The organism is Ilumatobacter nonamiensis YM16-303, from assembly GCF_000350145.1.
GTDB classification, from domain to species: Bacteria; Actinomycetota; Acidimicrobiia; order Acidimicrobiales; family Ilumatobacteraceae; genus Ilumatobacter_A; species Ilumatobacter_A nonamiensis.
In genome coordinates this window covers 1-25,588 of the sequence record NZ_BAOL01000001.1, presented here as the reverse complement: position 1 = coordinate 25,588, position 25,588 = coordinate 1, and the positions used below count along the sequence as shown (strand labels likewise).

The 25,588-nt window shown below is 65.1% G+C and carries 23 protein-coding genes, 3 rRNA genes and 1 pseudogene; 19 read left to right on the top strand and 8 right to left on the bottom strand.

Annotation, left to right across the window (positions count from 1 at the left end; translation table 11 throughout):
* Positions 1–47 precede the first annotated feature (47 nt).
* Positions 48–959, top strand: coding sequence for an SDR family NAD(P)-dependent oxidoreductase (locus ON45_RS00130; RefSeq protein ID WP_040490950.1), 912 nt, complete (start codon positions 48–50; stop codon positions 957–959).
* Between the two features lie 15 nt (positions 960–974).
* Here ON45_RS00130 and ON45_RS00125 read toward each other — a convergent pair whose 3' ends face one another.
* The 3 genes from ON45_RS00125 to ON45_RS00115 form a co-directional block, all read right to left on the bottom strand.
* Complete coding sequence (locus ON45_RS00125) at positions 975–1,799, bottom strand: enoyl-CoA hydratase/isomerase family protein (protein ID WP_051062150.1); 825 nt, start codon at positions 1,797–1,799, stop codon at positions 975–977.
* Positions 1,796–3,616 (bottom strand): flavin-containing monooxygenase, encoded by a 1,821-nt coding sequence (locus tag ON45_RS00120; RefSeq protein ID WP_040490954.1) that lies wholly within the window; start codon positions 3,614–3,616, stop codon positions 1,796–1,798. The genes ON45_RS00125 and ON45_RS00120 overlap by 4 nt, the downstream gene beginning before the upstream one ends.
* A 100-nt stretch (positions 3,617–3,716) precedes the next feature.
* Positions 3,717–4,784 carry a DUF2332 domain-containing protein gene (locus ON45_RS00115; protein WP_051062149.1) on the bottom strand — a complete coding sequence of 356 codons (1,068 nt, stop codon included), beginning with the start codon at positions 4,782–4,784 and terminating at the stop codon, positions 3,717–3,719.
* A gap of 26 nt (positions 4,785–4,810) precedes the next feature.
* Here ON45_RS00115 and tyrS point away from each other — a divergent pair, with 26 nt between their 5' ends.
* From tyrS to ON45_RS00050, 13 genes are all read left to right on the top strand, one after another.
* Complete coding sequence (gene tyrS, locus ON45_RS00110; protein WP_040490949.1) at positions 4,811–6,088, top strand: tyrosine--tRNA ligase; 1,278 nt, start codon at positions 4,811–4,813, stop codon at positions 6,086–6,088.
* Between the two features lie 397 nt (positions 6,089–6,485).
* Positions 6,486–8,006 (top strand): 16S ribosomal RNA (locus tag ON45_RS00105).
* Positions 8,007–8,382: 376 nt separating this feature from the next.
* Positions 8,383–11,450 (top strand): 23S ribosomal RNA (locus ON45_RS00100).
* A gap of 58 nt (positions 11,451–11,508) precedes the next feature.
* Positions 11,509–11,625: ribosomal RNA gene (gene rrf / locus ON45_RS00095) — 5S ribosomal RNA — on the top strand.
* Together the 16S, 23S and 5S rRNA genes form the textbook arrangement of a ribosomal RNA operon.
* Before the next feature lie 557 nt (positions 11,626–12,182).
* On the top strand, positions 12,183–12,911 hold the full coding sequence (locus ON45_RS22855; protein WP_040490948.1) for a tetratricopeptide repeat protein: 729 nt from the start codon (positions 12,183–12,185) through the stop codon (positions 12,909–12,911).
* Between the two features lie 28 nt (positions 12,912–12,939).
* Positions 12,940–13,371: an NUDIX domain-containing protein gene (locus tag ON45_RS00085; RefSeq protein WP_040490947.1), complete on the top strand. Its 432-nt coding sequence runs from the start codon at positions 12,940–12,942 to the stop codon at positions 13,369–13,371.
* Between the two features lie 9 nt (positions 13,372–13,380).
* Positions 13,381–14,697: a replication-associated recombination protein A gene (locus ON45_RS00080; protein ID WP_040490946.1), complete on the top strand. Its 1,317-nt coding sequence runs from the start codon at positions 13,381–13,383 to the stop codon at positions 14,695–14,697.
* Positions 14,694–15,146 carry a DUF948 domain-containing protein gene (locus ON45_RS00075; RefSeq protein WP_040490945.1) on the top strand — a complete coding sequence of 151 codons (453 nt, stop codon included), beginning with the start codon at positions 14,694–14,696 and terminating at the stop codon, positions 15,144–15,146. Before ON45_RS00080 ends, ON45_RS00075 begins: the two co-directional genes overlap by 4 nt.
* A gap of 61 nt (positions 15,147–15,207) precedes the next feature.
* A complete protein-coding gene (locus ON45_RS00070) occupies positions 15,208–15,528 on the top strand; it encodes a hypothetical protein (protein WP_148288450.1) in 321 nt (106 codons plus the stop codon).
* Positions 15,525–16,946, top strand: a complete 1,422-nt coding sequence (locus ON45_RS00065) for an FAD-binding oxidoreductase (RefSeq protein ID WP_040490943.1) — start codon at positions 15,525–15,527, stop codon at positions 16,944–16,946. The genes ON45_RS00070 and ON45_RS00065 overlap by 4 nt, the downstream gene beginning before the upstream one ends.
* Positions 16,943–17,878: an FAD-binding protein gene (locus ON45_RS20740; RefSeq protein ID WP_158412102.1), complete on the top strand. Its 936-nt coding sequence runs from the start codon at positions 16,943–16,945 to the stop codon at positions 17,876–17,878. Before ON45_RS00065 ends, ON45_RS20740 begins: the two co-directional genes overlap by 4 nt.
* Positions 17,875–18,783 (top strand): phosphotransferase, encoded by a 909-nt coding sequence (locus tag ON45_RS00055; protein ID WP_040490942.1) that lies wholly within the window; start codon positions 17,875–17,877, stop codon positions 18,781–18,783. The genes ON45_RS20740 and ON45_RS00055 overlap by 4 nt, the downstream gene beginning before the upstream one ends.
* 19 nt (positions 18,784–18,802) lie before the next feature.
* Positions 18,803–19,165, top strand: coding sequence for an SET domain-containing protein-lysine N-methyltransferase (locus ON45_RS00050; RefSeq protein ID WP_040490941.1), 363 nt, complete (start codon positions 18,803–18,805; stop codon positions 19,163–19,165).
* Positions 19,166–19,271: 106 nt separating this feature from the next.
* Here the strand turns inward: ON45_RS00050 and ON45_RS00045 are convergent, their stop codons facing one another.
* Positions 19,272–20,069 carry an Fpg/Nei family DNA glycosylase gene (locus ON45_RS00045; protein WP_040490940.1) on the bottom strand — a complete coding sequence of 266 codons (798 nt, stop codon included), beginning with the start codon at positions 20,067–20,069 and terminating at the stop codon, positions 19,272–19,274.
* Between the two features lie 40 nt (positions 20,070–20,109).
* On the opposite strand from ON45_RS00045, the gene ON45_RS00040 reads away from it, so the two are divergent.
* On the top strand, positions 20,110–21,291 hold the full coding sequence (locus tag ON45_RS00040) for a (Fe-S)-binding protein (protein WP_040490939.1): 1,182 nt from the start codon (positions 20,110–20,112) through the stop codon (positions 21,289–21,291).
* A complete protein-coding gene (locus tag ON45_RS00035; protein WP_040490938.1) occupies positions 21,288–21,476 on the top strand; it encodes a hypothetical protein in 189 nt (62 codons plus the stop codon). The genes ON45_RS00040 and ON45_RS00035 overlap by 4 nt, the downstream gene beginning before the upstream one ends.
* A gap of 18 nt (positions 21,477–21,494) precedes the next feature.
* Here ON45_RS00035 and ON45_RS22850 read toward each other — a convergent pair whose 3' ends face one another.
* The 3 genes from ON45_RS22850 to ON45_RS00025 are packed head-to-tail and all read right to left on the bottom strand — an operon-like array spanning position 21,495 to position 22,715.
* Positions 21,495–21,641 carry a hypothetical protein gene (locus ON45_RS22850; RefSeq protein WP_158412100.1) on the bottom strand — a complete coding sequence of 49 codons (147 nt, stop codon included), beginning with the start codon at positions 21,639–21,641 and terminating at the stop codon, positions 21,495–21,497.
* 55 nt (positions 21,642–21,696) lie between these two features.
* Positions 21,697–22,209 (bottom strand): hypothetical protein, encoded by a 513-nt coding sequence (locus ON45_RS00030; protein WP_040490937.1) that lies wholly within the window; start codon positions 22,207–22,209, stop codon positions 21,697–21,699.
* A 5-nt stretch (positions 22,210–22,214) separates the two neighbouring features.
* Complete coding sequence (locus ON45_RS00025; RefSeq protein ID WP_040490951.1) at positions 22,215–22,715, bottom strand: quercetin 2,3-dioxygenase; 501 nt, start codon at positions 22,713–22,715, stop codon at positions 22,215–22,217.
* A gap of 130 nt (positions 22,716–22,845) precedes the next feature.
* Here ON45_RS00025 and ON45_RS00020 point away from each other — a divergent pair, with 130 nt between their 5' ends.
* On the top strand, positions 22,846–23,907 hold the full coding sequence (locus ON45_RS00020; protein WP_040490936.1) for a helix-turn-helix transcriptional regulator: 1,062 nt from the start codon (positions 22,846–22,848) through the stop codon (positions 23,905–23,907).
* A gap of 210 nt (positions 23,908–24,117) precedes the next feature.
* Entirely contained in the window at positions 24,118–24,684 is a 567-nt protein-coding gene (locus ON45_RS00015; RefSeq protein WP_040490935.1) for a TMEM165/GDT1 family protein, read from the top strand.
* Positions 24,685–24,701: 17 nt separating this feature from the next.
* On the opposite strand, the gene ON45_RS00010 is transcribed toward ON45_RS00015, so the two are convergent.
* Positions 24,702–25,235 carry a hypothetical protein gene (locus ON45_RS00010; RefSeq protein WP_040490934.1) on the bottom strand — a complete coding sequence of 178 codons (534 nt, stop codon included), beginning with the start codon at positions 25,233–25,235 and terminating at the stop codon, positions 24,702–24,704.
* Positions 25,236–25,278: 43 nt separating this feature from the next.
* Between ON45_RS00010 and ON45_RS00005 the strand changes: the two are divergent.
* Positions 25,279–25,588, top strand: a pseudogene (locus ON45_RS00005) (hypothetical protein); the annotation flags it as partial.

Sequence of the window (25,588 nt, the reverse complement as noted above, 5' to 3'; positions counted from 1 at the left end):
CGGGTGGGGCTTCGTGGTGGGGACCGGGGGTGGCCTAGGTTCACAGCGTGCAGGATTTTGCAGGAAAGATCGCCGTCGTCACCGGGGGCGGAACGGGAATGGGGCGTGAACTCGCCGTGCAACTGGCGGCGGCCGGGGCTCACGTGTCGATGTGCGACGTGTCGGAGCCGAACATGGCCGAGGCCGCGGCGCTGGCGCGCGCAGCTGCACCGGCGTCGGACATTCGGATCTCGACTCATCAGTGCGACGTGTCCGACGAGGCAGCGATGTTCGTGTTCCGCGACGAGGTGCTTGCGGCGCACGACAGTGATCACGTCAACCTGCTCTTCAACAACGCCGGTCTCAGCGGTGGTGGGTCGATCTTCACCGACAGTCGCGAGACCTGGGATCGATGCTTCGACGTCTGTTTCGGCGGAGTGCGCTGGGGCACCCTCGCGTTCCTCGGCGCACTGGTCGCGTCCGACGACGGACACATCGTCAACACCTCGAGCGTCAACGGCTTCTGGGCGTCGATCGGCGCCGACCGCCCCCACACCGCCTATTCGGCCGCGAAGTTCGCCGTGAAGGGATTCACCGAAGCGCTGATCACCGACCTCGCCGTCAACGCACCGCACGTCAAGGCGTCGGTCGTGATGCCCGGCCACATCGGAACGTCGATCATCCAGAACTCGATCGACTTCGGGTCACGCGACCTCAGCGACGAGGAACGCGAACTGGGCAAGGTGGCCGCTCAGATGTTCCACGACATGGCGCCGATGTCCGCAGCCGAGGCCGCCACGGTGATCCTCGACGGGGTGCGCGAAGATCGCTGGCGGATCCTCGTCGGCGCGGATGCGCACCGTCTCGACGAGGCGGTGCGGGCGAATCCCGAAGCGGCCTACGACCCGGGCTTCGGTGACGTGCTGTTCGAGGAGTTGCGACGGGCCGCCGAGGCGCTGGACGCCGATCTGGCCGAGTAGCGACCAGGGTTCACGTCAGAGACTGCCCCATTCGGGCGGGCGTTTCTCGGCGAACGCTCGTCTCGCCTCGCTGATGTCGTCGTTCGCGCTGCACATGATCTGCGTCCGGTTCTCGATGTCGAGAGCATGACGCAGCGATGGTGCGTCCACGGTCTGCCACATCGTCTCCTTCGTCATCCACGTTCCGAACGGAGCGTTCGCGGCGATCAGCCGGGCCGTGTCCAGGGCGCGCTCCACCGGGTCGTCGTCGAGTGCGCTGAGCAGCCCGATCCGGTCCGCCTCGTCGGCGTCGAAGATGCGTGCCGTCAACAACAGTTCGGCGGATCGTGAGGCGCCGACGAGGCGGGGCAGGAAGTAGCTGGTTCCCATGTCGCAGTTCGAGACTCCGATCTTGAGGAACACGGCTCCGAACGTGGCCGCGGACGAGGCGGTCCGGATGTCGCAGGCGAGCGCGAGCGCGAAGCCGCCGCCGACGCACGCACCGTTCACGGCCGCGATCCACGGCTTCCGCGATCGGTGGATCCGCTCGTGCAGGGTGGCGAGGTGGTCCTGCCACATGAAACCGGCCACGGTCGGGCGCACGTCCTCAGCGCCCGGCGCTGTGCCCTGTGCCTGGAGGTCGAGACCGGCGCAGAACCCGCGGCCGGACCCGGTCACGATCACCGCGCGCAGCGATGGATCGGCGTCGACGGCGGCGACGACCTGCTCCAGTTCGCTGACCATCGTGGAGGTGATCGCGTTGAGCCGATCGGGTCGGTTCAGCGTGATCAGGGCGATGCCGTCGTCCGCCTCGGAGACGGTGATCGTCTCCGGTGTCGAAAGTGCGGTCAGCCAGCTCATCGGATGCGCTGCTGGGTCGCACCGGTCACGTGGAGCCCCGGCAAGGTGCCGGTGTCGCGCCAGTCGGCGAGGATCTGGAAGTACTCGATCGAACCACCGCCGTAGGTCGAGTTCTGCGCTGCCCGCTTCTGCGGCTGTCCTTCGTTGTTGTAGTAGCCAGGAGTACACGACTCGAGGAACGGGAGGGTCGAACGTGATTTCTCGATCACGGTCCGGACCCATTCCTGTTCGGCGTCGGGGGTGACCTCCACCGTGGTCGCTCCGGAAGCGAGCGCATGGTCGACGATGTGAGCGATGTGGGTGGCCTGTTCGCCGAGGAGGTGCGGAAAGCTCACCGTGAAGCCTGCCTGGCCCGGACTCATGATGAACAGATTGGGGAACCCGTGTGAGTGGATTCCGTGCAGCGTCTCCATCCCGTCGGCCCATTTCTCGGTGAGCGTCTCGCCCAACCGACCGGTGACCTCGTAGCCGGCGCGGCGGGAGTAGTCGGTCCCGACCTCGAATCCGGTCGCGAACACGATGCAGTCGAGCGGATACTCGGTTCCGTTCGCGATGATCCCGTCGGCGGTGATCCGGTCGATCCCCCGTCCGTCGGTGTCGACCAGCGTCACGTTCGGCCGGTTGTACGCGTCGAGATAGTCGTCGTGGAAGCACGGGCGCTTGCAGAACTGGCGGTACCACGGCTTCAGCGACTCCGCCGTGCGTGGGTCGTCGACGATCTCCTGCGCGCGCAGGCGGATCTCTTCCATCTTCTCGAAGTCGGCGAGTTCCATCGCCCGTCCGAGTCCGTCGGGCGACAGGTCGGCGTCGGCACCCGCTTGTTGGATCCGGAACAGCAGCTTGCCGATGATGTCGGTCCAGCCGTCGTCGACGAGGTCGACCGGCTGCGGCTGCCCGGACACCAGCGCGTTGAAGTTCTGCATCCGCTCGGTCTGCCAACCGGGAGCGAGCGATGCGGCCCACTCCGGGTCGGTCGGTCGGTTGTCACGGATGTCGATCGACGACGGCGTGCGCTGGAACACGAACAGCTCGTCGGCGCCCTCCGCGAGGTGGGGAACGCACTGCACCGCCGTGGCGCCGGTTCCGATGATGCCCACGCGTTTCCCGGCGAGTCCCGTGAGGCCGCCGTCGGGTCCACCGCCGGTGTACGCGTAGTCCCATCGGCTCGTGTGAAAGGTGTGCCCGGCGAAATCGTTGATGCCGTCGATGCCGGGGAGCTTCGGGCGGTGCAGCGGGCCGTTCGCCATCGCGACGAACTTCGCCCGCATCTCGTCGCCCCGGTTGGTCGAAACGATCCACCGCTGCTCATCGTCGGCCCACCGCATCGCGGTCACCTCGGTCTGGAAGCAGGCGTTGTCGTACAGGTCGTAGTGCTCGCCGATCGCTCGGCTATGGGCCAGGATCTCCGCGGCGTGCACGTACTTCTCGGTCGGGACGTAGTCGAGCTCCTCGAGGAGCGGAAGGTAGACGTACGACTCCACGTCGCACATCGCCCCCGGATAGCGGTTCCAGTACCAGGTGCCGCCGAAGTCACCGCCCTTCTCGATCAGGCGCACGCTCGTCACGCCACGGTCGCGCAGCCGAGCCCCGGCGAGGAGCCCCCCGAATCCGCCTCCGATGACGATTACGTCCGTGTCGTCGGTCAGCGGCTCACGCTCGATCGCCGCATCGATGTACGGGTCGTCGACGAAGTTGGAGAAGTCGCCGCTCACTTCGACGTACTGCTCGTTTCCGTCGGCTCGCACCCGCTTGTCGCGTTCGAGGCGGTACTTCTCCCGCAATGCCTCAGGGTCGAAGGTCAACTCGTCGATCGTCACCCCGTCGAACGTACTGATGCCGGTGCGGCCGAGCCGAACCCAGGTGGTCCGTCGCTGCGACACCGAGCGATGCCCGTCGGTGAGTGGCACCGACGGACGTTCACTCGTGCCAGTGGAGCCAGTAGCCGTGGGGGTGGCAGGTGGCGAGTGGCCGGGCGTCGCGCTCGCCGTCCCGCCACGTGACGAGCGTGAGGGCGGTGCGTTCCTCGCCGACGAGACCGTCACCGTGCGGCAGTTCGGGTGTCATCGCAGGAGATTCGGCGATCACCCAGCTCAGGTCGGTCGACTGAGCGACGCGTTCGAGTCGGTCCACGAAGGCCCGTCGTCCTTCCGGCTCGAAGTAGTTGAGCACCCATGATGTGGTGATCACCGGATGGGCCCCGGCCGCCGTCTCGGAGACGACCCGGCCGACCTCGTCGAGGGCGTTGCCCTCCTCCACGGTCGGGGGATGACTCCGAGCGACGGCGAGTGCGTCAGCGAGTCGCTGGAACCGGTCGGTCTGATCCGGCCAACAGCACGCTTGCAGCCATCGTGCGTCGGTCGGGTCGGTCGGGTCGATCGGATGGAGATCGATCCCGCGCGCCGTCACCACGTCGGGGATCGCCACCGGCACGGGCCCCGACCCCTGAGTGCTGCACTCGATCAATGGCCCGTGACCGATCTGAGGTCCGTCGTCGTAGCGATAGGCGTAGTGGGGGAGCAGCGTGGTCAGCCCGGCGCTGGAGCCGACATCGACGTGTGCGAGCGGCCCGACGTCATCGGCGACGAGCGCGAAGGCCGGCAGGAACAGTGCACAGCGACCGACCTCGTTCGTCTGCACACGGCGCGTCGTGAGCGTTCCGAGAATCGACGGTGACCGTTCGTGGACGAACGACGTGAGGACGCCGACGAACTCCGGATCGTGGGGGTCTCGCGGCGTCGGCGTCAGGTTCGGATACCAGTCGGCGAGTGGCCGGTCGGGTTCGCGCAGCACCTGGTCGTGGATCGCGGCGAGGAGGAGCACCGGGAGCTGCTGCGTGACGGGGGCGTGGCCGAGCAGCGACGACAGCGAACGGTCTGCTGCGATGGTCGTGCACAGAGCGGCGTTGAGCGGTGCCCGGGGGAGCGACGCCCCGGCGTGCTCCTCGAATCGACGGACGAGCTCGGAATCGTTCCATGGGTCGCGCACGCTGCCGACACTACGGTGAGACCGATATGGACCGCGTCGACCATGACCTGATCGCAGATCTCGAGGCCCGTGGGTTGATCCACGACTCGACCGACCGTGAACACCTCCGCACTCAGGTGGCCGAGGGCTCCGTGGGGATCTACTACGGCTGCGATCCCACCGCCGACAGCCTGCACGTCGGGAACCTGATCGGGCTCGTGATGTTGCGTCGCTTCCAGGACGCGGGCCACAAGGCGGTGGCGTTGGCCGGCGGTGCCACCGGGATGATCGGTGATCCGAGCGGGAAGTCGGAGGAACGCAACCTCCTCGACGACGATTCGCTGAACCACAACGTGGCGAGGATCAAGGAGCAGCTCGGGCGGGTGGTCGACCTGACCGATCCCGAACGAGGGGTGCTCGTCGACAACCGTGACTGGACGCAACCGATCACCATCCTCGAGTTCCTCCGCGACGTCGGCAAGCACGTCACGGTCAATCAGATGCTCGCCCGCGAGAGCGTGAAGGTCCGGATCAAGTCCGAGCACGGCATCAGCTTCACCGAGTTCAGCTACATGCTCTTGCAGGCGAACGACTACCTCCACCTCTTCGACACGGAGGGATGCGTCATCCAGATCGGTGGATCCGATCAGTGGGGCAACATCCTCGGCGGGGTCGACCTGATTCGTCGCAAGCGGCAGGCGGTCGCGCACGGATTCTCCTGGCCGTTGCTCACCGCATCGGATGGGAGCAAGCTCGGCAAGACCAGCGGCGCCCGGGTCTGGCTCGACCCAGCGAAGACAAGTGCGTACGCGTTCCGTCAGTACTGGATGCAGATGGCCGACGACGACGTGCGCCAGCAGCTGCTCACCTTCTCCCTGCGCTCCGTCGCCGAGATCGAACAGGTCGTCACCGACCACGCGGAAGCACCGCACCAGCGACTCGCGCAACGGGTCCTGGCCGACGACATGGTGACCCTCGTGCACGGAACGGGTGCGGCCGCGGCGGCCAACGAGGCGGCGGACGTGCTCTTCGCGAGCGATCCGACCGGTGCATCGGCGGAGGCGTTCGAGATGCTCTCGGGAGAGATCCCGTTCACGCAGATGCACGCCCGAGAACTGGACGACACGATCAACGTGCTGGTGGCGACCGATCTGGCCAATTCCAATGGTGACGCCCGTCGCACCATGGACCAGAATGCGTACTCGGTGAACGGTGCGAAGCTGACCGCGAAAGACCAGCTCAGCGACCAGAAACCGCTCCACGATCGGTACCTTCTGTTGCGCCGTGGAAAGAAGCGCCACCACCTCGTGGAAATTATTTCCTGACGCAGGTTGCTGCGCCGATCCGGCTGCGTTAGCTTAGCTACTCGCTTCACGGAGGCAGTAGCCGCCGGAAAAGCGAAGGAATCAACGCCACGCAGGGGCAAAATCCCAGCGTAGAGCGCATTCCGAGCTTCGGCTCCTTGAAAACGGAAGAGAAGACAGAACGCCAGTGCGGGCAGTCCGGTCGGTACCCCTCGGGGTGCTGCGAGAGACTGTCTGTCAATTTCGCTGTCGGCCTCCCAGCCGGCAGCAACACGGATACCGGCCGTTCGTCAGATGCATCGAGTTCGCTCGATGCCGACCACGAATGGCCACATACAGCTGGACGCTTCACACATACGGACATTCCATCCGGTGAAGTGCTCATCTGACATTCGTTGCTGAGCAATCAGCCACGTTTTTGTTGGAGAGTTTGATCCTGGCTCAGGATGAACGCTGGCGGCGTGCTTAACACATGCAAGTCGAACGAAGTCCATGGAGCTTGCTCCGGAAGACTTAGTGGCGAACGGGTGCGTAACACGTGAGAAACCTGCCCTGGACTTCGGGATAACAGTTGGAAACGACTGCTAATACCGAATACCACCATCACCCCGCATGGGGAGATGATGAAAGGTCCGCCGGTCCAGGAGGGTCTCACGGCCTATCAGCTTGTTGGAGAGGTAACGGCTCACCAAGGCATCGACGGGTAGCTGGTCTGAGAGGATGATCAGCCACACTGGGACTGAGACACGGCCCAGACTCCTACGGGAGGCAGCAGTGGGGAATCTTGCACAATGGGCGCAAGCCTGATGCAGCAACGCCGCGTGCGGGAAGAAGGCCCTAGGGTTGTAAACCGCTTTCAGTAGGGAAGAAAATGACGGTACCTACAGAAGAAGGTGCGGCCAACTACGTGCCAGCAGCCGCGGTAACACGTAGGCACCAAGCGTTATCCGGATTTATTGGGCGTAAAGAGCTCGTAGGCGGTTCAGTCAGTCGGGTGTGAAAACTTGAGGCTTAACCTCAAGAGGTCACTCGATACTACTGTGACTAGAGTGCGGTAGGGGAGCGGGGAATTCCTGGTGTAGCGGTGAAATGCGCAGATATCAGGAGGAACACCAGTGGCGAAGGCGCCGCTCTGGGCCGTAACTGACGCTGAGGAGCGAAAGCATGGGTAGCAAACAGGATTAGATACCCTGGTAGTCCATGCCGTAAACGTTGGGCACTAGGTGTGGGTCTCAACCAACGAGATCCGCGCCGTCGCTAACGCATTAAGTGCCCCGCCTGGGGAGTACGGTCGCAAGACTAAAACTCAAAGGAATTGACGGGGGCCCGCACAAGCAGCGGAGCGTGTTGCTTAATTCGATGCAACGCGAAGAACCTTACCTGGGTTTGACATGTAGCGAAAAGCTCTAGAGATAGGGTGTCCTTCGGGGCGCTACACAGGTGGTGCATGGCTGTCGTCAGCTCGTGTCGTGAGATGTTGGGTTAAGTCCCGCAACGAGCGCAACCCTTATCCTGTGTTGCCAGCAAGTAATGTTGGGGACTCGCAGGAGACTGCCGGGGTCAACTCGGAGGAAGGTGGGGATGACGTCAAGTCATCATGCCCCTTATGCCCAGGGCTGCAAACACGCTACAATGGCCGGTACAAAGGGCTGCGATCCCGCGAGGGTGAGCGAATCCCATCAAAGCCGGTCTCAGTTCGGATTGGAGTCTGCAACTCGACTCCATGAAGCCGGAGTTGCTAGTAATCCTGGATCAGCACGCCAGGGTGAATACGTTCCCGGGCCTTGTACACACCGCCCGTCACACCACGAAAGTCGGCAACACCCGAAGCCGGTGGCCCAACCCTTTTGGGAGGGAGCCGTCGAAGGTGGGGTCGGTGATTGGGGTGAAGTCGTAACAAGGTAGCCGTACCGGAAGGTGCGGCTGGATCACCTCCTTTCTAAGGAGTGCCTGTCTGCTGAAGATGGACGTTTGTTCCATCCAGTACGACACACACCTGTTGGTGCACTGGTGCGTCTGTCGAATTCAACCGAGCAAGGGTTGAGGGATTCGGTCCCTCCTCGTGCGACGAGTTTCGACAGGCACCGTCTTCTCTTCCGTTTTGAGGGATTCGATCCTTCACGCCGCAGCGAGCGGCCTCGAGTCAACGCCACCTCCGGGTGGCCGGCGCTCTGACGGCATCGCTGATGGACGGCTCCTTGAGAACTGCAGAGCAAGCACGAGCATCTTTATTGGCTGGTCCGTATGGATCAGCCCGTAAGTATCGAGCAGTCTTCGGACTGCTCAAAGCGAACGAGAAGATAAAATCTTGTTCTTTCCAAGCTACAAAGAGCCAACGGTGGATGCCTTGGCACCAAGAACCGATGAAGGACGTGAGTGACTGCGAAAAGCTACGGGGAGCCGTCGACTAGGCCTCGATCCGTAGATGTCCGAATGGGGAAACCCACCACTCGTCATGGAGTGGTACCGCTGCCTGAACACATAGGGCAGTAGGAGGGAACCGGGGGAATTGAAACATCTCAGTACCCCGAGGAAAGGAAAGCAACCGCGACACCCTGAGTAGCGGCGAGCGAAATGGGTAGAGACTAAACCGTGCCAGTGTCAAGCCTGAAGGCGTTGCTGGTGCGGGGTCGTGGGACCAGGAGACACTGCTTCAGAAGTGTCACAGGGTACAAGTGCTACATAGGAGAATGAGTCAGGAAAGGCTCAGCCAGAGTGGGTAACAGCCCCGTATCCGAAATGTATGTACTCCCTGCCTGTCATCCCAAGTAATGCCGGAACCGAGAAAGCCGGCATGAATCTGTGGGGACCACCCCATAAGTCTAAGTATTCCTTGGTGACCGATAGTGAACCAGTACCGTGAGGGAAAGGTGAAAAGTACCCCGGGAGGGGAGTGAAATAGTACCTGAAACCGTTGGTTTACAAACAGTCAGAGCGTCGTCACCTTCGGGTGGCCGCGATGGCGTGCCTTTTGAAGAATGAGCCTGCGAGTTACGGTATGTGGCAAGGTTAACCAGAGATGGGAAGCCGGAGCGAAAGCGAGTCTGAATAGGGCGTAGAGTCGCATGCTGTAGACCCGAAGCCAAGTGATCTATCCATGGCCAGGTTGAAGCGGAGGTAAGACTCCGTGGAGGACCGAACCCACGTAAGTTAAAAATTGCGGGGATGAGCTGTGGATAGGGGTGAAAGGCTAATCAAACTTGGCGATAGCTGGTTCTCCTCGAAATGCATTTAGGTGCAGCGTTGCGTGTTCAGTGTCGGAGGTAGAGCACTGATTGAACTAGGGGGCCCACAAGCTTACCGAATTCAGTCAAACTCCGAATGCCGATACTCCAGAGCGCAGCAGTGAGACCGCGGGGGATGAGCTCCGCTGGTCGAAAGGGAAACAGCCCAGACCATCAGCTAAGGCCCCTAATTCAGGACTAAGTGGAAAACGATGTGGGATTGCATAGACAGCCAGGAGGTTGGCTTAGAAGCAGCCACCCTTGAAAGAGTGCGTAATAGCTCACTGGTCGAGTGATCCTGCGCGGACAATGTAACGGGGCTCAAGTCCTGAGCCGAAGCTATGGGTGTCATCAACTTTCGAGTCGATGGCGCGGTAGAGGAGCGTCGATGCAGCTGAGAAGCGGATCCGTGAGGGTACGTGGAGCGGTATCGAGTGAGAATGCAGGCATGAGTAGCGAGAGAGGGGTGAGAAACCCCTCCGCCGAAAGCCCAAGGGTTCCTGGGGAAGGCTAATCCCCCCAGGGTGAGTCGGGAGCTAAGACGAGGCCGAAAGGCGTAGTCGATGCACAACTGGTTGATATTCCAGTACCACCGTGACCGCGCCAGGTCCAAGAGTGGCAACGTTGGGGCTGTTCTCCTTCGGGAGAGCGAACTGACCGAGCCGCTGGCGGATAGCTGACGGGGGACGCAGGAGGATAGATGAACCCGGGCAATGGTTGTCCCGGGGTAAGCGTGTAGGTGGTTCCTTTTGAGAGATCGGAACTCAACACTGAGACGCGATGCCGAGCGACATACTGCGAAGTCATCGATTCCATGCTGCCAAGAAAAGCCCAGCAGTGAGCTGTCACGGTGCCCGTACCCCATACCGACACAGGTGGGCGGGTAGAGAATACTAAGGCGAGCGGGAGAACTGTGGTTAAGGAACTCGGCAAATTGCCTCCGTAACTTCGGAAGAAGGAGGACCCTTTTTGGTGACGAGATTTACTCTCCGAGCTGAGGAGGGTGGCACAGACCAGGGGGTAGCGACTGTTTACCAAAAACACAGCAGGGTGCGAAGCCGTAAGGCGATGTATACCCTGTGACGCCTGCCCAATGCTTGAAGGTCACGGGGAACGGTTAGCTCTTCGGAGCGAAGCTGTGAACCTAAGCCCAAGTGAATGGCGGCCGTAACTATAACGGTCCTAAGGTAGCGAAATTCCTTGTCGGGTAAGTTCCGACCTGCACGAATGGCGTAACGACTTCCCCACTGTCTCAACCACAGACCCGGCGAAATTGAAGTACGAGTAAAGATGCTCGTTAGTTGCGGAAGGACGGAAAGACCCCGTGAACCTTTACTATAACTTGGTATTGAGATTTGACCTGCATTGTGTAGGATAGGTGGGAGACTTGGAAGCATTAGCGCCAGCTAGTGTGGAGTCATTGTTGAAATACCACCCTGTGTATGTTGGATCTCTAACCTCGATCCGTAATCCGGATCAGGAACAGTTCCAGGCGGGTAGTTTGACTGGGGCGGTCGCCTCCTAAATTGTAACGGAGGCGCCCAAAGGTTCCCTCAGACTGGTTGGCAATCAGTCGTCGAGTGCAATGGCACAAGGGAGCTTGACTGCGAGACCTACAAGTCGAGCAGGTACGAAAGTAGGGCATAGTGACCCGGCCATCACGTGTGGAAGTGTGGTCGCTCAACGGATAAAAGGTACTCCGGGGATAACAGGCTAATCTTTCCCAAGAGTCCATATCGACGGAAAGGTTTGGCACCTCGATGTCGGCTCATCGCATCCTGGGGCTGAAGCAGGTCCCAAGGGTTGGGCTGTTCGCCCATTAAAGCGGTACGCGAGCTGGGTTCAGAACGTCGTGAGACAGTTCGGTCCCTATCCTCCGCAACCGAAGGAACATTGACACCGGCTGTCCTTAGTACGAGAGGACCGGGACGGACGTAGCTCTAGTGTGTCTGTTGTCTCGCCAGAGGCATCGCAGATTTGCCACCTACGGAAGGGATAACCGCTGAAAGCATCTAAGTGGGAAACCCGGGTGAAGATGAGTGTTCCCATACGGTAAACGTAGTAAGGCCCGTGACGAGACCATCACGTTGATAGGCCGGAAGTGTAAGCGTGGCAACACGCTCAGCTGACCGGTACTAATCGGCCGAGGGCTTGGTTTGAACAACGCTCGTGCTTGCTCTGGAGTCATCAGGGATACGTCCCTTTGACAATATAGATTTGGGTGACCATAGCGACAGGGTCACACCCGTTCCCATCCCGAACACGGAAGTTAAGCCTGTCAGCGCCGATGGTACTTGGGGGTAGACCCCCTGGGAGAGTAGGACGTCGCCCGATTTCTTCATATGAAAGCCCCGCCTGGACCTCGAGTCCGGCGGGGCTTTCGTCGTTTTCCCGGCCCCCGGCGGTCTTGGCAGGTGGAGGCCGTAGCCTGGTGAGCCATGTCTGCTGAGCGCTCGAATCGATCATCCTCCGGCAGACCGTCCGGCTCGCGCCCATCGGGCTCCGGTTCGGGGCAGGGGCAACGCTCCGGTGGTCGGTCGGGCGGCGGACGCTCCGGTGGCGGACGCTCGGGCGGCGGACGGCCCGACGGACGCGCGGGGAGTGGACGCTCCGGCGGTGGACGCTCCGATGGTCGGTCGGGTGGTGGTCGGTCCGGTGACCAGCGCTCCGACAAGCGCTCGGGTGGGGGCCGGCCGGGATCTCGTGGGGGCCCCGGGTCCAAGCGCCCCTCCGATCGGAGTCGTGGCGACAAGTTCTCGCCGAAGTGGCGCGAAGAGCTCGATCAGCCGCTCACCGCGGCGCAACAGCGCGCGGCCGAGGTCGACAAGCGGCGAGGCGGTCCTCGGCCGCCACGCGATCCCGACGCCGATCGGCGTTGGGCCGATGAACGGGTGACCGAGGAATGGATCGACGAAGGATCGGTGCGTGACGTGGCCTCGGCCGCAGCTCAGCGCGCCGGAGCCGACGGTGACGCCCGACGTGAACCGCGTCCGCTCGATCCCGACATCGGTGCCGAACTCGTCGACGCCCTCGGAGCTCAGCGCGGGAAGCGTCTGTCGGAGCGGTTGGCCCAGGCGTCCGAAGCGCTCGACCGGGAGCGGTTCGACGAAGCGCGCCGGATCTCGGCCTCGATCGCCAAGGAAGCGCCGTCGGTCGCTGCGGTGCAGGAGGTCCTCGGGCTCGCCTCATACCGACTCGGCCGCTACAAGCCTGCGGTCGCCGCGCTCCAGCAGGCTCAGGAACTGCACGAGAATCCGGCGCTGCTTCCCGTCATCGCAGATGCCTATCGCGGCCTGCGCCGCTGGTCGGCGGTCGAGCGCGTCTGGAACCAGATCAAGGCTGCATCTCCCGCGCAGAACGTGATCTCCGAGGGACGTATCGTCATGGCGAACGCGCTCGCCGACCAAGGCGACATCGCGGGAGCGATCGAGGTGATGCAGGACGGTCGCAAGGCGCCCAAGCGAGTCCGCGACCACCATCTCCGCGAGTGGTACGTCCTCGGCGATCTGTACGACCGCCTCGGGGAGACGATCACCGCCCGCCGCTGGTTCGCGGCAGTGGCCGACGAGGCGCCCGAATTCGTCGACGTCCAGGATCGCCTTCGCGGTCTCGGACGCTGATCGCCGTAGTCTCGACCTCGTGGCGAGCATGCACTTCCGGGCCAACGTCGTCGCGGTCGTGACGAACGACAAGGGTCGCGTGATGGCCTTCGAGCGCAGCGACATCCCGGGGGAGTGGCAGCTACCCCAGGGCGGTGTCGACATGGGCGAAACCCCCGAGGAGGCCGCGTGGCGCGAACTCGGCGAGGAGACCGGGCTGAGCGCCAAGGAGGTGTCACTGGTCGCCGAGTTCCCGGAGTGGACGGCCTACGAGTGGCCCGATGGTCCACGCAAGAACGGGCGGATGGGGCAGGCGCAACGTTGGTTCACGTTCCAGGTCAAGGACGCGGCCATCGAGCCCGTTCCTGACGGTGTCGAATTCCAGTCGTGGAAATGGGTCAAGCCGCAATGGCTGGCGGACAACGTCGTGGAGTTCCGCCGCCCGTCGTACCGCCGTGTGCTGCTCGCCGACGACCGTTGAGCCGCTCGGATGTCTGACGATCTGTTCGCGGCAGCCGCCGAGACGGCGAAACTGACTCGAGCGCCTCTCGCGGCGCGGCTGCGGCCGCGTTCGATCGATGACGTGGTCGGCCAAGCGCATCTCGTCGGTCCGAACCGTCCGCTTCGGCGCCTGGTCGAATCCGACCGACTCTCGTCGGCGCTGCTGTGGGGACCGCCGGGGACCGGCAAGACCACCCTCGCGCTCGCCGTCGCGGGAACGACCGATCGAGCATTCGAGCAACTGTCGGCGGTCACCGCCGGCGTGAAGGACGTGCGCGAAACGATCGAACGTGCCCGGCAGCGTCTCGGTGAGCGCGGGCAGGGCACGATCCTGTTCCTCGATGAGATCCACCGCTTCTCGAAGGCGCAGCAGGATGCGCTGCTGCCGGCCGTCGAGGACGGCACCCTCACCCTGATCGGCGCCACGACCGAGAATCCGTTCTTCGAGGTCAACGCACCGCTGCGCAGTCGCTCGACGCTGTTCCGTCTCGAACCACTCGAACCCGCCGATGTCGAAACGCTCGTCCGGCGCGGTCTCGAAGCCGAAGGGGCGACGGCCACCGACGATGCGATCGCGCTCCTCGTCGAACGCTCGGGTGGCGATGGACGCCAGGTGCTCACGTCGCTCGAGGTCGCATGCGCGCTGAGTGACTACACACGCGTCGAACTCGAGCACGTCGAGGCGGCACTCGGCACCAGCGCACTGCGCTACGGGCGAGACGATCACTATGACGTCGTGAGCGCGTTCATCAAGTCGATGCGCGGGTCCGATCCGGATGCTGCCGTCTATTGGCTCGCCCGGATGCTCGAAGCCGGCGAGGACGCCCGATTCGTGGCGCGGCGCATGGTGATCTTCGCGAGCGAGGACGTCGGCCTGGCCGATGCGAGCAGCCTGCAGGTGGCGGTCGCGGCCGCGCACGCCGTCGAACACGTGGGGCTTCCCGAAGCACAACTGAATCTGGCGCAGGCAGCGATTCACCTCGCCACGGCACCGAAGAGCAATCGGACGGCGCTGGCGATCTGGAACGCCCGGGCCGATGTGCGCGACGGAGCGACGGGGGAGGTGCCGGCGCACCTGCGCGACGCTCACTACCAGGGGGCGGCGGCGCTCGGCCACGGTGACGGGTACCGGTATCCTCACGACAATGATGCCGGATGGGTTGCCCAGCAGTACCTCCCCGACACCCTGGTCGGGCGGACGTGGTACGAACCATCCGTGCACGGCGACGAGCGTGACGTGGGCCGGCGCATGAACGAACGGCGCGATGAAGCCGGTGGCGATCGCGGACAGGACGTCGCGGAATGACCGCTGGCGACCTGGTCGTCGTCCTCGCGGCGGTGTTGCTCAGCATCGGGTTCGCCGCGCTGATCGTCGTGCTGCTCCGAGTCCTCGACACGGTGCGCGACCTGCGTGCCGAGGTGAACGATCTGCGCGACGAGACGCGGATGCTGATCGACGACCTGCGGATCTCGGCCGACGAAGCGCGGGAAACGGTCGACGAGGCCCGCCACGATCTCGAGCGCTTCGACCGCGTGCTCGGTTCCGCCGAAGCGATCGGTGACGCGGTCGGCTCGACCGTTGCTCGCTCTGCGTTCTCGTCGCCGGCGATCAAGGCCGCCGGACTCGCCCGGGGTGCGTCGCGGACCGTGTCGCGGCTCCGTCGGAAACCGCCGACGACGAACGTGATCGACGTCAGCCGCGCCGAGGCCGACCATGCAGAACTGTCGGCCGAACCGAAACGCAAGCGAGCATGAGACCCGACCCAGGAGAGACGCATGGTGAAGCGACGATGAGGAGGCGCGGATGGTGAAGCGAGTGACGTGGTTCGTCGGCGGAGTCGCCGCGGGAGCGGCCGGTGCGAGCTATGCGAAGAAGAAGGTCAAGGAGAAGGCCGCACAGGTGTCGCCGGCCGGCGTCGCTCGTTCGGCGGCGACGCGCACGAAGCAATCAGCGCTGCACGTGGTCGACGCTCTCCGTGAGGGGCGCTCCGCGATGACGCAACACGAGGACGAGCTGAAAGCGCGTCGCGATGGGCGTCTCGTCGAGTTGTCCGAGCACGTGGCACCCGGTGATCAGGTGTTCGTGGACGGTGTCGAGGTCGAATCCGGCCGCGTCATCGTGATGCGTCCGAAGTGAACGACGCGGTCGCCGCGGCGCTCCGGCAGCGGATCGATCCGGCGCGTGTCCGGACCGGAGCGACCGAGACCCGGCTCTACCGACGGGACGCGTCGAACATGACGGGTCGCGCGGGGATCGTCGTGTTCGCCGAGTCGACCGCCGACGTCCGGGCTGCCGTATCGGTCGCTGGTCGGTTCGGCGTGCCATTCCTCGCCCGAGGTTCCGGAACGGGCCTCGCTGGTGGTGCGGTACCGCCCGACGACGCGATCGTCATCTCCACCGCGAAGATGAACCGCATCATCTCCGTCGATCCGGAGAATCGCCAGGCGTGGGTGGAGCCGGGTGTGCTCAACCTCGACCTGTCGAAGCAGATCGCCCACCTCGGCGTGCACTTCGCTCCCGATCCGAGCAGCCAGCAGACCTGCTCGATCGGGGGCAACGTGGCGAACAACTCCGGCGGCCCTCACTGCCTGGCCGACGGTGTGACGAGCGCGCACATCCTCGCGCTCGAAGTCGTGCTGCCCGACGGTTCGGTCGTGACCCTCGGCGGCGAGGACCCGGAGCCGGACGGACTCGATCTACGCGGAGCGTTCGTCGGCTCCGAGGGGATGTTCGGAGTGGCGACGAAGGTCTGTGTCCGGTTGATGCAGAATCACCCTGACGTGGCGACGATGCTGATGGAGTTCGACTCGGTCGGCGACGGTGCACAACTCGTGAGCGACATCATCGCCGCCGGGATCGTGCCCGCGGCGGTCGAGATGATGGACCAGCTGTGCTTGCAGGCAGTCGAGGCGTGGCTGCACGCCGGACTGCCGACACATGCCGCAGCCGCTCTGTTGATCGAATGTGTCGGCCCTGCCGGTCAGGTGGCGTCGGAGGTCACGCGGATCCGGGAACTCGCCGACGCCCGAGGCGTGGCGAGTGTCCGAGTCGCGGCGAACGACGCGGAACGCGCCGAGCTGTGGAAGGCCCGGAAAGGTGCGTTCGGGGCGGTCGCGAACATCAAACCGAACTACTACCTCCACGACACCGTCGTCCCGCGGGCGCGGCTGGCCGAGGTGATCGAGAAGGTGTACGAGATCACCGCGCGCTACGGCATCGACGTGATCAACGTGTTCCACGCCGGCGACGGCAACCTCCATCCGCTCCTGGTGTACGACGCACGCGAGGACGGTGTGGTGGACAAGGTCCACGCGGCCGGTCGCGAGATCGTGACGTTCTCGGTGGAGGTCGGTGGCGTGCTGTCCGGCGAGCACGGGATCGGACTCGAGAAACGCGATCTGATGCCGCTGATGTTCTCCGAGGTCGATCTCGCCGCGCAGGAGGCGCTGCGGGTGGCCTTCGATCCTCAGCTGATCGCCAATCCGGACAAGGTGCTGCCCAACCCGGCGACATGTGGCGACCTGCACTCCGTACCGGACGGAGCATGGGTGTGAGTGCCGACACGAACGCGACGGCGACGGTCGACGGCGCGATGGACCAGTCCGTCGACGAGTTCGCGGCAGCGGTCGGAACCAGTGGACCGGTGTCGGTCGCCGGCATGGCGACGCGGGGCGGAGCCGTCGAGGGGATCCGGACGGTGCGCGCTCCCGCGGGGATCGTCCGGGTCGACGCCGCGGAGATGGTGGTCGAGTGCGGTGCCGCCACACCCGTTGCGGACGTGCATCGTGCGCTGGCCGAGGTCGGCCAGACCGTGTCGATGCCTCCAGGAGGGACCGTCGGCGGTGCACTCGCTGTCGGAGCGAGCGATGTCACCCGCCTCGGGCACGGACCGTTGCGTGACGTTCTGCTCCAGACCCGTTTCGTCGGTGCCGGTGGTGCGGTGACGAAGGCGGGAGGGCCGACCGTGAAGAACGTGAGCGGTTTCGACCTGTGCCGGCTGCTGGTCGGGTCGAGAGGCACCTTGGGATTCCTCGGCGATGTGATCCTGCGGACGCGCCCGTTGCCTCCGGCGAGTGGCTGGTGCACGTCGACCCGCGACCCGTTCGAGTTGCTGGCGACGCTGTACCGCCCCGTGTCGATCCTGTGGGACGGCACGACGACCTGGATCCGGCTCGACGGCGATCCGGGCGATCTCGAGTCGACGATGGCGTCGAGCGGACTCGAAGCTGCCGACGGGCCGCCGAACCTGTCCGGACGTCATCGCTGGTCGTTTCCCCCGGCAGAACTCGTCGATCTCCGGGATGCGGAGCCGGGGTCGTTCGTCGCCGAGATCGGCGTCGGTGTGGTTCACCGCCGCGAGGTCGCCCCCGACCGGCGGCCGGACCCTGCGATTCGCTCCCTGCACGACCGGATCAAGAATCAGTTCGATCCGACGGCACGGCTGAACCCCGGTATCGACCCGCTGTCGACCGGCGCCGCGTCGTGACGCGGCCGTATGTCGACCGCCGAGTGGTCGACGCCGATGGGGCGACTCGTGCCGCCGAGACCGCGGCTCGGCATTGGGGAATGGTGCAGCCGGTCGTCCTGCGGCGCGGGATGAACGCGATCTATCGCTGTGGCGAATCGGTCCTGCGGGTCGCCAAGCCGAACGGGCCGGCGTCGGCGTCGCTCGAACTCGCTCGAACTCTGGCCGATGCAGGAATCGCCGTCGCTCCGGCCGTGCGCGATGACGTGGTGGAAGCCGGGGGATTCGCGGTGACGGCCTGGCGATACATCGCGGCGCGTGACGACGGCGGAGGGACGGGCGCCGACTGGGCGACGGTGGGGTCGATGGTCGAGCACGTCCACGAGATCGACCGGTCCCGACTCCCCAGCGACTTGCCGGTGCCGTACGCGAACGAGTTTCCGTGGTGGCACCACGAGAGCTTGCTCGACGAGGTGGCCGACGAACTCGATGCCGAGGCCGCGGACGGTCTCCGGGCGGCGATCCAGCGGCATCGGGGATGGGATGATTTCGTGGAATCGGACGACGTCGTCGTCTGTCACGGTGACGTGCACCCGGGAAACGTGATCATGAGCGCCGACGGCCCCGTCTTGATCGACTGGGACCTGCTCTGCCTCGCGCCACGGGGTTGGGACCACTCCGCGCTGATGACGTGGTCCGAGCGATGGGGAGGCACCCCCGGCCTGTACGAATCGTTCGCCGACGGCGCCGGTTGGACCGGTGTCGGCGACCGTCATGCCGACGCGTTCGCGGAGCTTCGGCTGGTCTCGGCGACGTTGATGCGCTGGAAGGTGGCGCTCGTCGACCCGGCCGCGCGGCCGGAGGCCGAGCGACGACTGGCCTACTGGCGGGGTGAACCGAGTGCTCCGGCGTGGAGGGCGCAGTGAGCTGATTGACTGTACGACCGTGCCAGCAGGACTCGAGGTCAAGGTCTCTCCGTCGGGAGCGGGTCGCGGCGTGTTCGCGACCCGTCGATTCGCGAAGGGGGAGGAGATCGAGCGGTGCCCGATGCTCGTTGCCGAGCCCGATCGGGGCGACGACCTGGAGTCGGGCGCCGAGGGGTACGTGTTCGGATGGGGGGATGGTCGCACTGCGCTCGCGCTCGGTTATGGCTCGCTGTACAACCACTCGTACGACTCGAACGCGACCACCCTCGAGACCGGTGACGAACTGGTCGTGACCGCAACCCGCACGATCGAGATCGGCGACGAGATCCACATCAACTACATGGGAACCGCGCAGGACGGAGTCTGGTTCGACGTGCTCTGACCGCGATCGGCCGTCGCGCAGCCTTCACGTCGCGAATCCATGCGCGAGCCGGGCGGTTGCGCGACGAGAACGCTTTGGGGTGAGGCGTGAGGCCGGCGGTGTTCGGTCAGCGGGGTTGGCAGGTCGGACAGTGGTAGCTGGTCCGATTGGCGATGTCGAGGTGCTGGATCTCCGTGCCGCAGCGCACGCAGTGGTCACGCTTGTACGCGTAGGTGGCGTCCGCCCGAGGAATCGGTCGATTGCGTGGAACGTCGGAATCGGCGCGGGTCATCGTGACGATTCGGTTGTCCTTGACGCCTCGGCGCAGCATGCGCGTGATGGTGGTCCAGAGCAGTTCGAGTTCGGCCGGATCGAGGTCCGTCCCCGGCCGCAACGGATGGATCCCGCACGCGAACAACACCTCGGCGCGGTAGACGTTGCCGATTCCGGCGACGACCGACTGGTCCATCAACAGGTCGCCGATCCCACGCCGCGACTTCGAGATCTTGTCGTACATCTGCTGTGGGTTCGCACGTCTCATGATCGGATCGGGCCCGAGCCGGGCGAGGATCCCGGTGCGGACCGACGGATCGTCGATCGTGCAGGCCGTCGGGCCCGAGAGATCGATCGTCGCGGAGTCGGACTCGAGCCGCATCCGGATCGCACCCTGCGGCTGGGGTCGGTCGTCGTCGGTGAAGACCTTGAACTTGCCGAACAGGCCGAGGTGGACGTGTCCGATCTCGCCGGTCGACCAGTGGTAGAAGAGATGTTTGCCGTACGGCTCGATTCGTTCGAGCGTGGCGCCGTCGACGCGCGCGGCGTCGGGCGCGAACGGGCCTTGCGGACTCCAGACGTGCACGGGTCGGCCCGTCAGCAGCTTCGAGTGGTCCCGAGCGATGCGGTGAATGGTGTGTCCCTCGGGCACGGACGCCGACGGTACCGGTCCGCCGCGTAGAGTTCGCCCCGTGCCCGAATCTGTTCTCGATCTCGACGCTGAGAAGCTGTCGGCGTGCGTTTCGTGCGGGCTGTGCCTGCCGCACTGCCCGACGTTTCGCGTGACCGGCGAGGAGGCCTACTCGCCTCGGGGTCGGATCGACGCGATGCGCGGCGTGCAGAACGACGGCGCGCCGATCGACGCCGAGTTCGTCGAGTTCATGGAGACGTGCGTGCAGTGCCGCGGATGCGAGCCGGCGTGCCCGAGCAACGTCCAGTTCGGGGCGTTGATGGAACAGACCCGCGAAGCGCTCGCGAACGAGCGCGAGATCACCCCGTGGTGGCAACGCCTGGGCCTCCGTGCGCTCGGTCACCACCGGGCGTTGCTCGCCGGGTCGACCGTCCTGGCGGTGGCCCAGCGGATGAAGCTGGTGCCGCGTCGACTCGGTCTGGCGCCGGTTCCGCTCCGGCGACCCGCACCGTTGGCTTCGACGGGTGACGACGTCTGGCTGTTCACCGGTTGCGTGATGGACGCGTGGCAGCGTTCGACACACCACTCCACCGCCGAACTGATCACCTCCGTCGGCTCGACGTATCGGGTCCCAGGCTCGCAAGGAGCCTGTTGTGGGGCACTCCACGTCCATGCCGGGCTGCACACCGAGACGGTCGCGATGGCCGAACGCGTCATGGCCTCGATGCCCGGTGACGCACCGATCGTGGTGAACTCGGCCGGATGCGGTGCGGCGATGAAGGAGTACGGCTCGATCGTCGGGACGCCGGACGCCCAGCGGTTCGCGGAGCGGGTCGTCGACGTGAACGAGTGGCTGGCAGAACGTGTGGATCAGCTGCCGGTACCGTCGGGCCGACGATTGCGGGTGCTGGTCCAGGACCCGTGCCACCTTCGCCACGTCCAGCGCGTCGACTCGTCCGTGCGCACGTTGCTCGGCCACGTCGCCGACGTGGTCGAACTCGACGACGACGGCCTGTGCTGTGGAGCCGGTGGGGCGTATTCGGCGCTCGAGCCCGAACTCGCCGGGCAGATCCGCGATCGGAAGGTCGCGTCGATCGATCGGGCGCTGGCTTCGGCCGAGAGCATCGACGTCCTCGCGAGTGCGAACCCGGGCTGCTCGATGCATCTCGAAGGGGTTCTCGCGGATCGGGCTCTGCCGGTCGAGCATCCGGTCGACATCGTCGCTCGTGCGCTGCGCTCATGACCGACTACGAGAGCTATGCCGAACGGCTCGACCAACTCGCCGAAGATCTCGACGAGTTGGCGTTCGATCAACTCCGCGAAGCGTCCGCCGAGGGAGAGCTCAGTCGGCCGACCAGCGACAAGCAGCTGATGCAGGCGCGCCGTGCGATCGCGAAGGCGGCACACCTGCTCCGTTCCATCAGGTGAACGGCGCGTGCCGGCGGCTCAGGGCCAGCCGACCTCGGTGGCGGCTGAGCCGAATGCCCGCACGAACAGATCGGGTTGGTCGTTGGAGTTCTTGTTTCGGAGCCGACTGCGGACGAGGGTGCCGGTGAGCAGGTGGCGACCGTCGGGGAACTGGAGGTGGATCATCCGGGAGATCGTGCTGAGCCCGGTGATCTGCGCGTGGCGTCCTCTGTGGAAGTGGTCAGTTCTCGACGGTGAACTCGTCGAACATCCCCGAGACGATGTGGGGCGGGCCGCCGGCGACGTCTGGTGGGCCGTCGGACTCGGCGGCAGCGGCGAGGTACTCGTCGGGGTCGGCACCGGTCGGGATCACACAGATCACGCCGTAGCGACCCGGCTCGGCGAAGGTCCCGTCGCCGACTGCGGCGATCATGTCGCCCCCGGGTGCGGCGAGGAGCACGGCGGCGGGCTCGGGGCTGACGAGGCCCAGCAGTTCATCGGGTGGGAGCGCCACGAGTTCCTCGATCGACCGTGTCTCGTCGTCAGCGAGCCGAAACGCGACGAGCTCGTGGATCTCGGTCTCCGACTCGTTCTCCAATTCGAGCTGGTCGCCGACCGACATCGTCTCCGGGATCCCTGCGTACGCGAAGTCGGTGGCCGTCACCGTGTGGGTCTGTTCGTCGCTTCCGCAGCCTGCGGTCGCTCCGGCAGTCACACCCACCGCCAACGCGATGGACAGGCTCTGCCTCGTCACGCCTCTCATTCGGGTGTCCCTTCGTCGAAGGGTGCCGGTGGCGGGCCGAGGACCTCGATGGAGAACTCGGCACACACGGCGGCGACGTGAGCGCCGTCGATCTCCTCGGGCTCGGGCAACACCGGCTCGTCGGCGGGCTGCCCGAGAGCAGCGACGAAGCGTTCGAACTGGGCCGGGGTGGTGACCTGGAGGACACGCGCGGTGTCGGACCGGATCTGGAACGTGTGCGGTCGGCCGCGGGGCAGCCAGACCGTGGCGCCGGTCTCGTAGACGCCTTCGTCGTCGCCGCACGAGAACCAGACCTCGCCGTCGACGATGTAGAAGAGTTCGTCCTCGACGTCGTGGCGGTGCAGCGGCGGTCCGAAGTTCTTCGGTCCGACGAACTCCATCACCGACATGACGCCGTTGGATTCTTCCGAGGTCACCTTGGCGGTGAAGAGATTGTTGAGGAAGTGGAAGTGCTCGCCGTCGTTGCGGGCGACGAGGACCGGGCTCTGTGCTGTCATGGGAGCGAACGTACGGATCAGCTCCGGCCGCGTGAATCCCGTCATCGGGGAGCGTCGTTTCCCGGCGGGGGAGTGCGACCCCCTCGTTCGTGGGATGTCGCCCGCCATGAGACCCGACTACGTTTCGCGTATGGGGATCGCCGCATTCACCGCTGCGCGTGATTCGTTGTTGGAAGCGGCCGACGACGCCACGCTGACCGGGGAAGCGGCATGTTCGGTCGTCGCCCGGGCGATCAGCAGGGTGGCCCGCTGCGACGCCCTCGCGCTGATGAGCACCGACCACGAGACACATCTGCCGGCCGGTGGGGTGGTCGCGGGTTTCGAACCGGCGGCGTGCGTTCCGTTCTGGGACAACGAACTGCTCGATCCCGACTTCAACAAGTTCAACGATCTCGCTCGCCGAGTCGAACCGGTCGCGTCGCTCTCCGACGCGACCGACGGCGACGTCGAACGGAGCCCTCGCTTCCAGAAGCTCTACTCCACCTTCGATGGGAGCGACGAGCTCCGTGTCGCGTTCATGGCCGGCGCCACCTGCCTCGCGATCGGCGCGTTCGTCCGAACGGACGGCGACGAGTACTCACCCACCGAGGTGCGTGACGTCACCGCGTTGCTGAAGCCGTCGATCGTCGTGTTGCGGCGAGCGCTGCATCAGCCCGACAGCGCCGCGACATCGGTCCCGGCGGTCCTCATCATCGACCGCGACGGGGCGATGGTGTCGGCGACGAGCGGTGCCGAGGCGCAACTCGACGACCTCCGCATCGACATCGACAGCGAGATCCCGGGCACGATCCTGATCGCTGCGTCGAAGGCCCGACGCAGGGGCGTCGACCGGGTCACCACGCGCGTTCGCGGTCGCAGCGGGTGCTGGTTCCGGGTGCACGCCGCCGCACTCGACGGCGGTCCGGATCACGTCGTCGTCACCATCGATCGAGCGACCGCGAGCGACCTCGTCCCGATGCTCCTGTCGTCGTACGGCCTGTCCAACCGGGAGACCGAGATCGTGCTCGCGTTGTGCCGCGGACTCGGCACCAAGGAACTCGCGTCCGAACTCGGGATCTCGTCGCACACCGTCCGGGACCACCTCAAGGTCGTCTTCGCCAAAGCAGACGTCAACAGCCGCGGCGAACTCGTGGCCAGGCTGTTCACCGAACAGGTCCTCGACCAGTTCGAAGAAGCGGTCATCCAGCTCTGAACGCGAGCGGCGACCGCTCGAGGCGCGAACCGGGCTAGCCTCTCGGTCGGCGAAGGGGAGTAGCTCGTTTGCCGGGTGATCGACACACTGGGTGATGAGCCCCGGTCCCCGGGCCCGCTGTGCGGGTGAGCAAGACCTTCGACCAGGCATCAACAGATGCCCGGTCGAGGGCGTCCAGCCTCTTCTTCCGGGACCGACCGGAAGGACCACGTGGACGCATTCCTGATCAGCTTCGGCATCATCTTCCTCGCCGAACTCGGCGACAAGAGCCAACTCATGGCGATGACCTTCGCCACCCGCTATCGGGCGGTGACGATCCTCGCCGCGATCACCGCGGCGACTGCCCTCGTGCACTTGGTGAGCGTGTTGGTCGGTGCCGTCGTCGGTGCCGCGTTGCCGACCGATGCCATCTCGATCGTCGGCGGGATCGCGTTCTTGGGGTTCGCGGCGTGGACGATCCGCGGTGACGAGCTCGACGACGACGAGGCGTCAGCAGCCGCGCGCGGCGGACGGTCGGTGTTCTTCACCGTCGGGTTGGCGTTCTTCCTCGCCGAACTCGGCGACAAGACGATGCTGGCCACGATCACCTTGGCCACCGATCACGGGGTGTTCGGCACCTGGCTCGGCTCCACGCTCGGCATGGTCGCCGCGGACGCGCTCGCGATCGTCGTGGGCCAGCAACTCGGAGCACGGCTCCCCGAGCGAACCGTGAAGTTCGGCGCGGCGATCATCTTCGTGGTCTTCGGTGTGCTGCTCATCGCCGAAGGACTCACCTGACGTTCGCTCGTTCGACCTCAGCCGAAGACGCCGGCGCGCGGAGGAGCGCAACTGGGCATCTCGTTGTCACCGGCGAAGGTCTCGATCCGCTCGGTGATCGGCACACCCTGGACCGGGGTCTCGCTGAACGGACCGTCCTCCCCGGCGCGCAGTCGATCGGCGTAGGCGTAGCGGTCGTCGAGCAACGTGCGGTAGTCGGCGATCCAGTCGGGGACGATCGCTCGGCCCTTCTCGTCGGAAGGTTCGACCGCTTCGAGGTCATCGAGCATCGCCGCGAGCATGTCGGTCGATCGATCGACCAGGTCGGCGCGACCGTCGAGGTCGGCGGTGCGTTCGAGGTCGAGTCGGCGCAGTTCGACCTCGACCGGCTCGCAGATCTGCTCGGCACGAGCGGTCCACTCCTGGTCGTCGATCTTGTTGACCGCGGTCTTGTCGATGAGGAACAACGCCCAGAACCAGAACGACACGAAGGCGACCGCGCCGATGAATCCCAAGACGCGGAGCGGTGTGACACCGCGTGTGCGCGGTTCGGCGACGGAGGTGTCGGACATCAGGCACGACGTTATGGGCGCCGACCGCTGGTAGAAACGCCGCGTGACCATCGCCCAGCCACGATTCCAGCGCCTCCGGCGCAATTGGTTGCTGATTCGGTCGATGCTGTCGTTGCACCCGCGATCGTTCCTGGTGTCCTTTCTCGGCGCGACGATCTTCGCGGTCGCGACGGTCGCGTCGAGCTTCGCGATCCGCTGGGTCATCGACAACGTGATCCTGCCGCGCTTCGACGAGGGGAGCGTGGCCGTCGGCACCTTCCTGGTGGGTGCGGGGATGATCATCGGGATCGGTCTGATCCGCGCGTTCGGCGTCGTGCTGCGGCGGGCGTACGCGTCGACCGGGATGTGGCAGG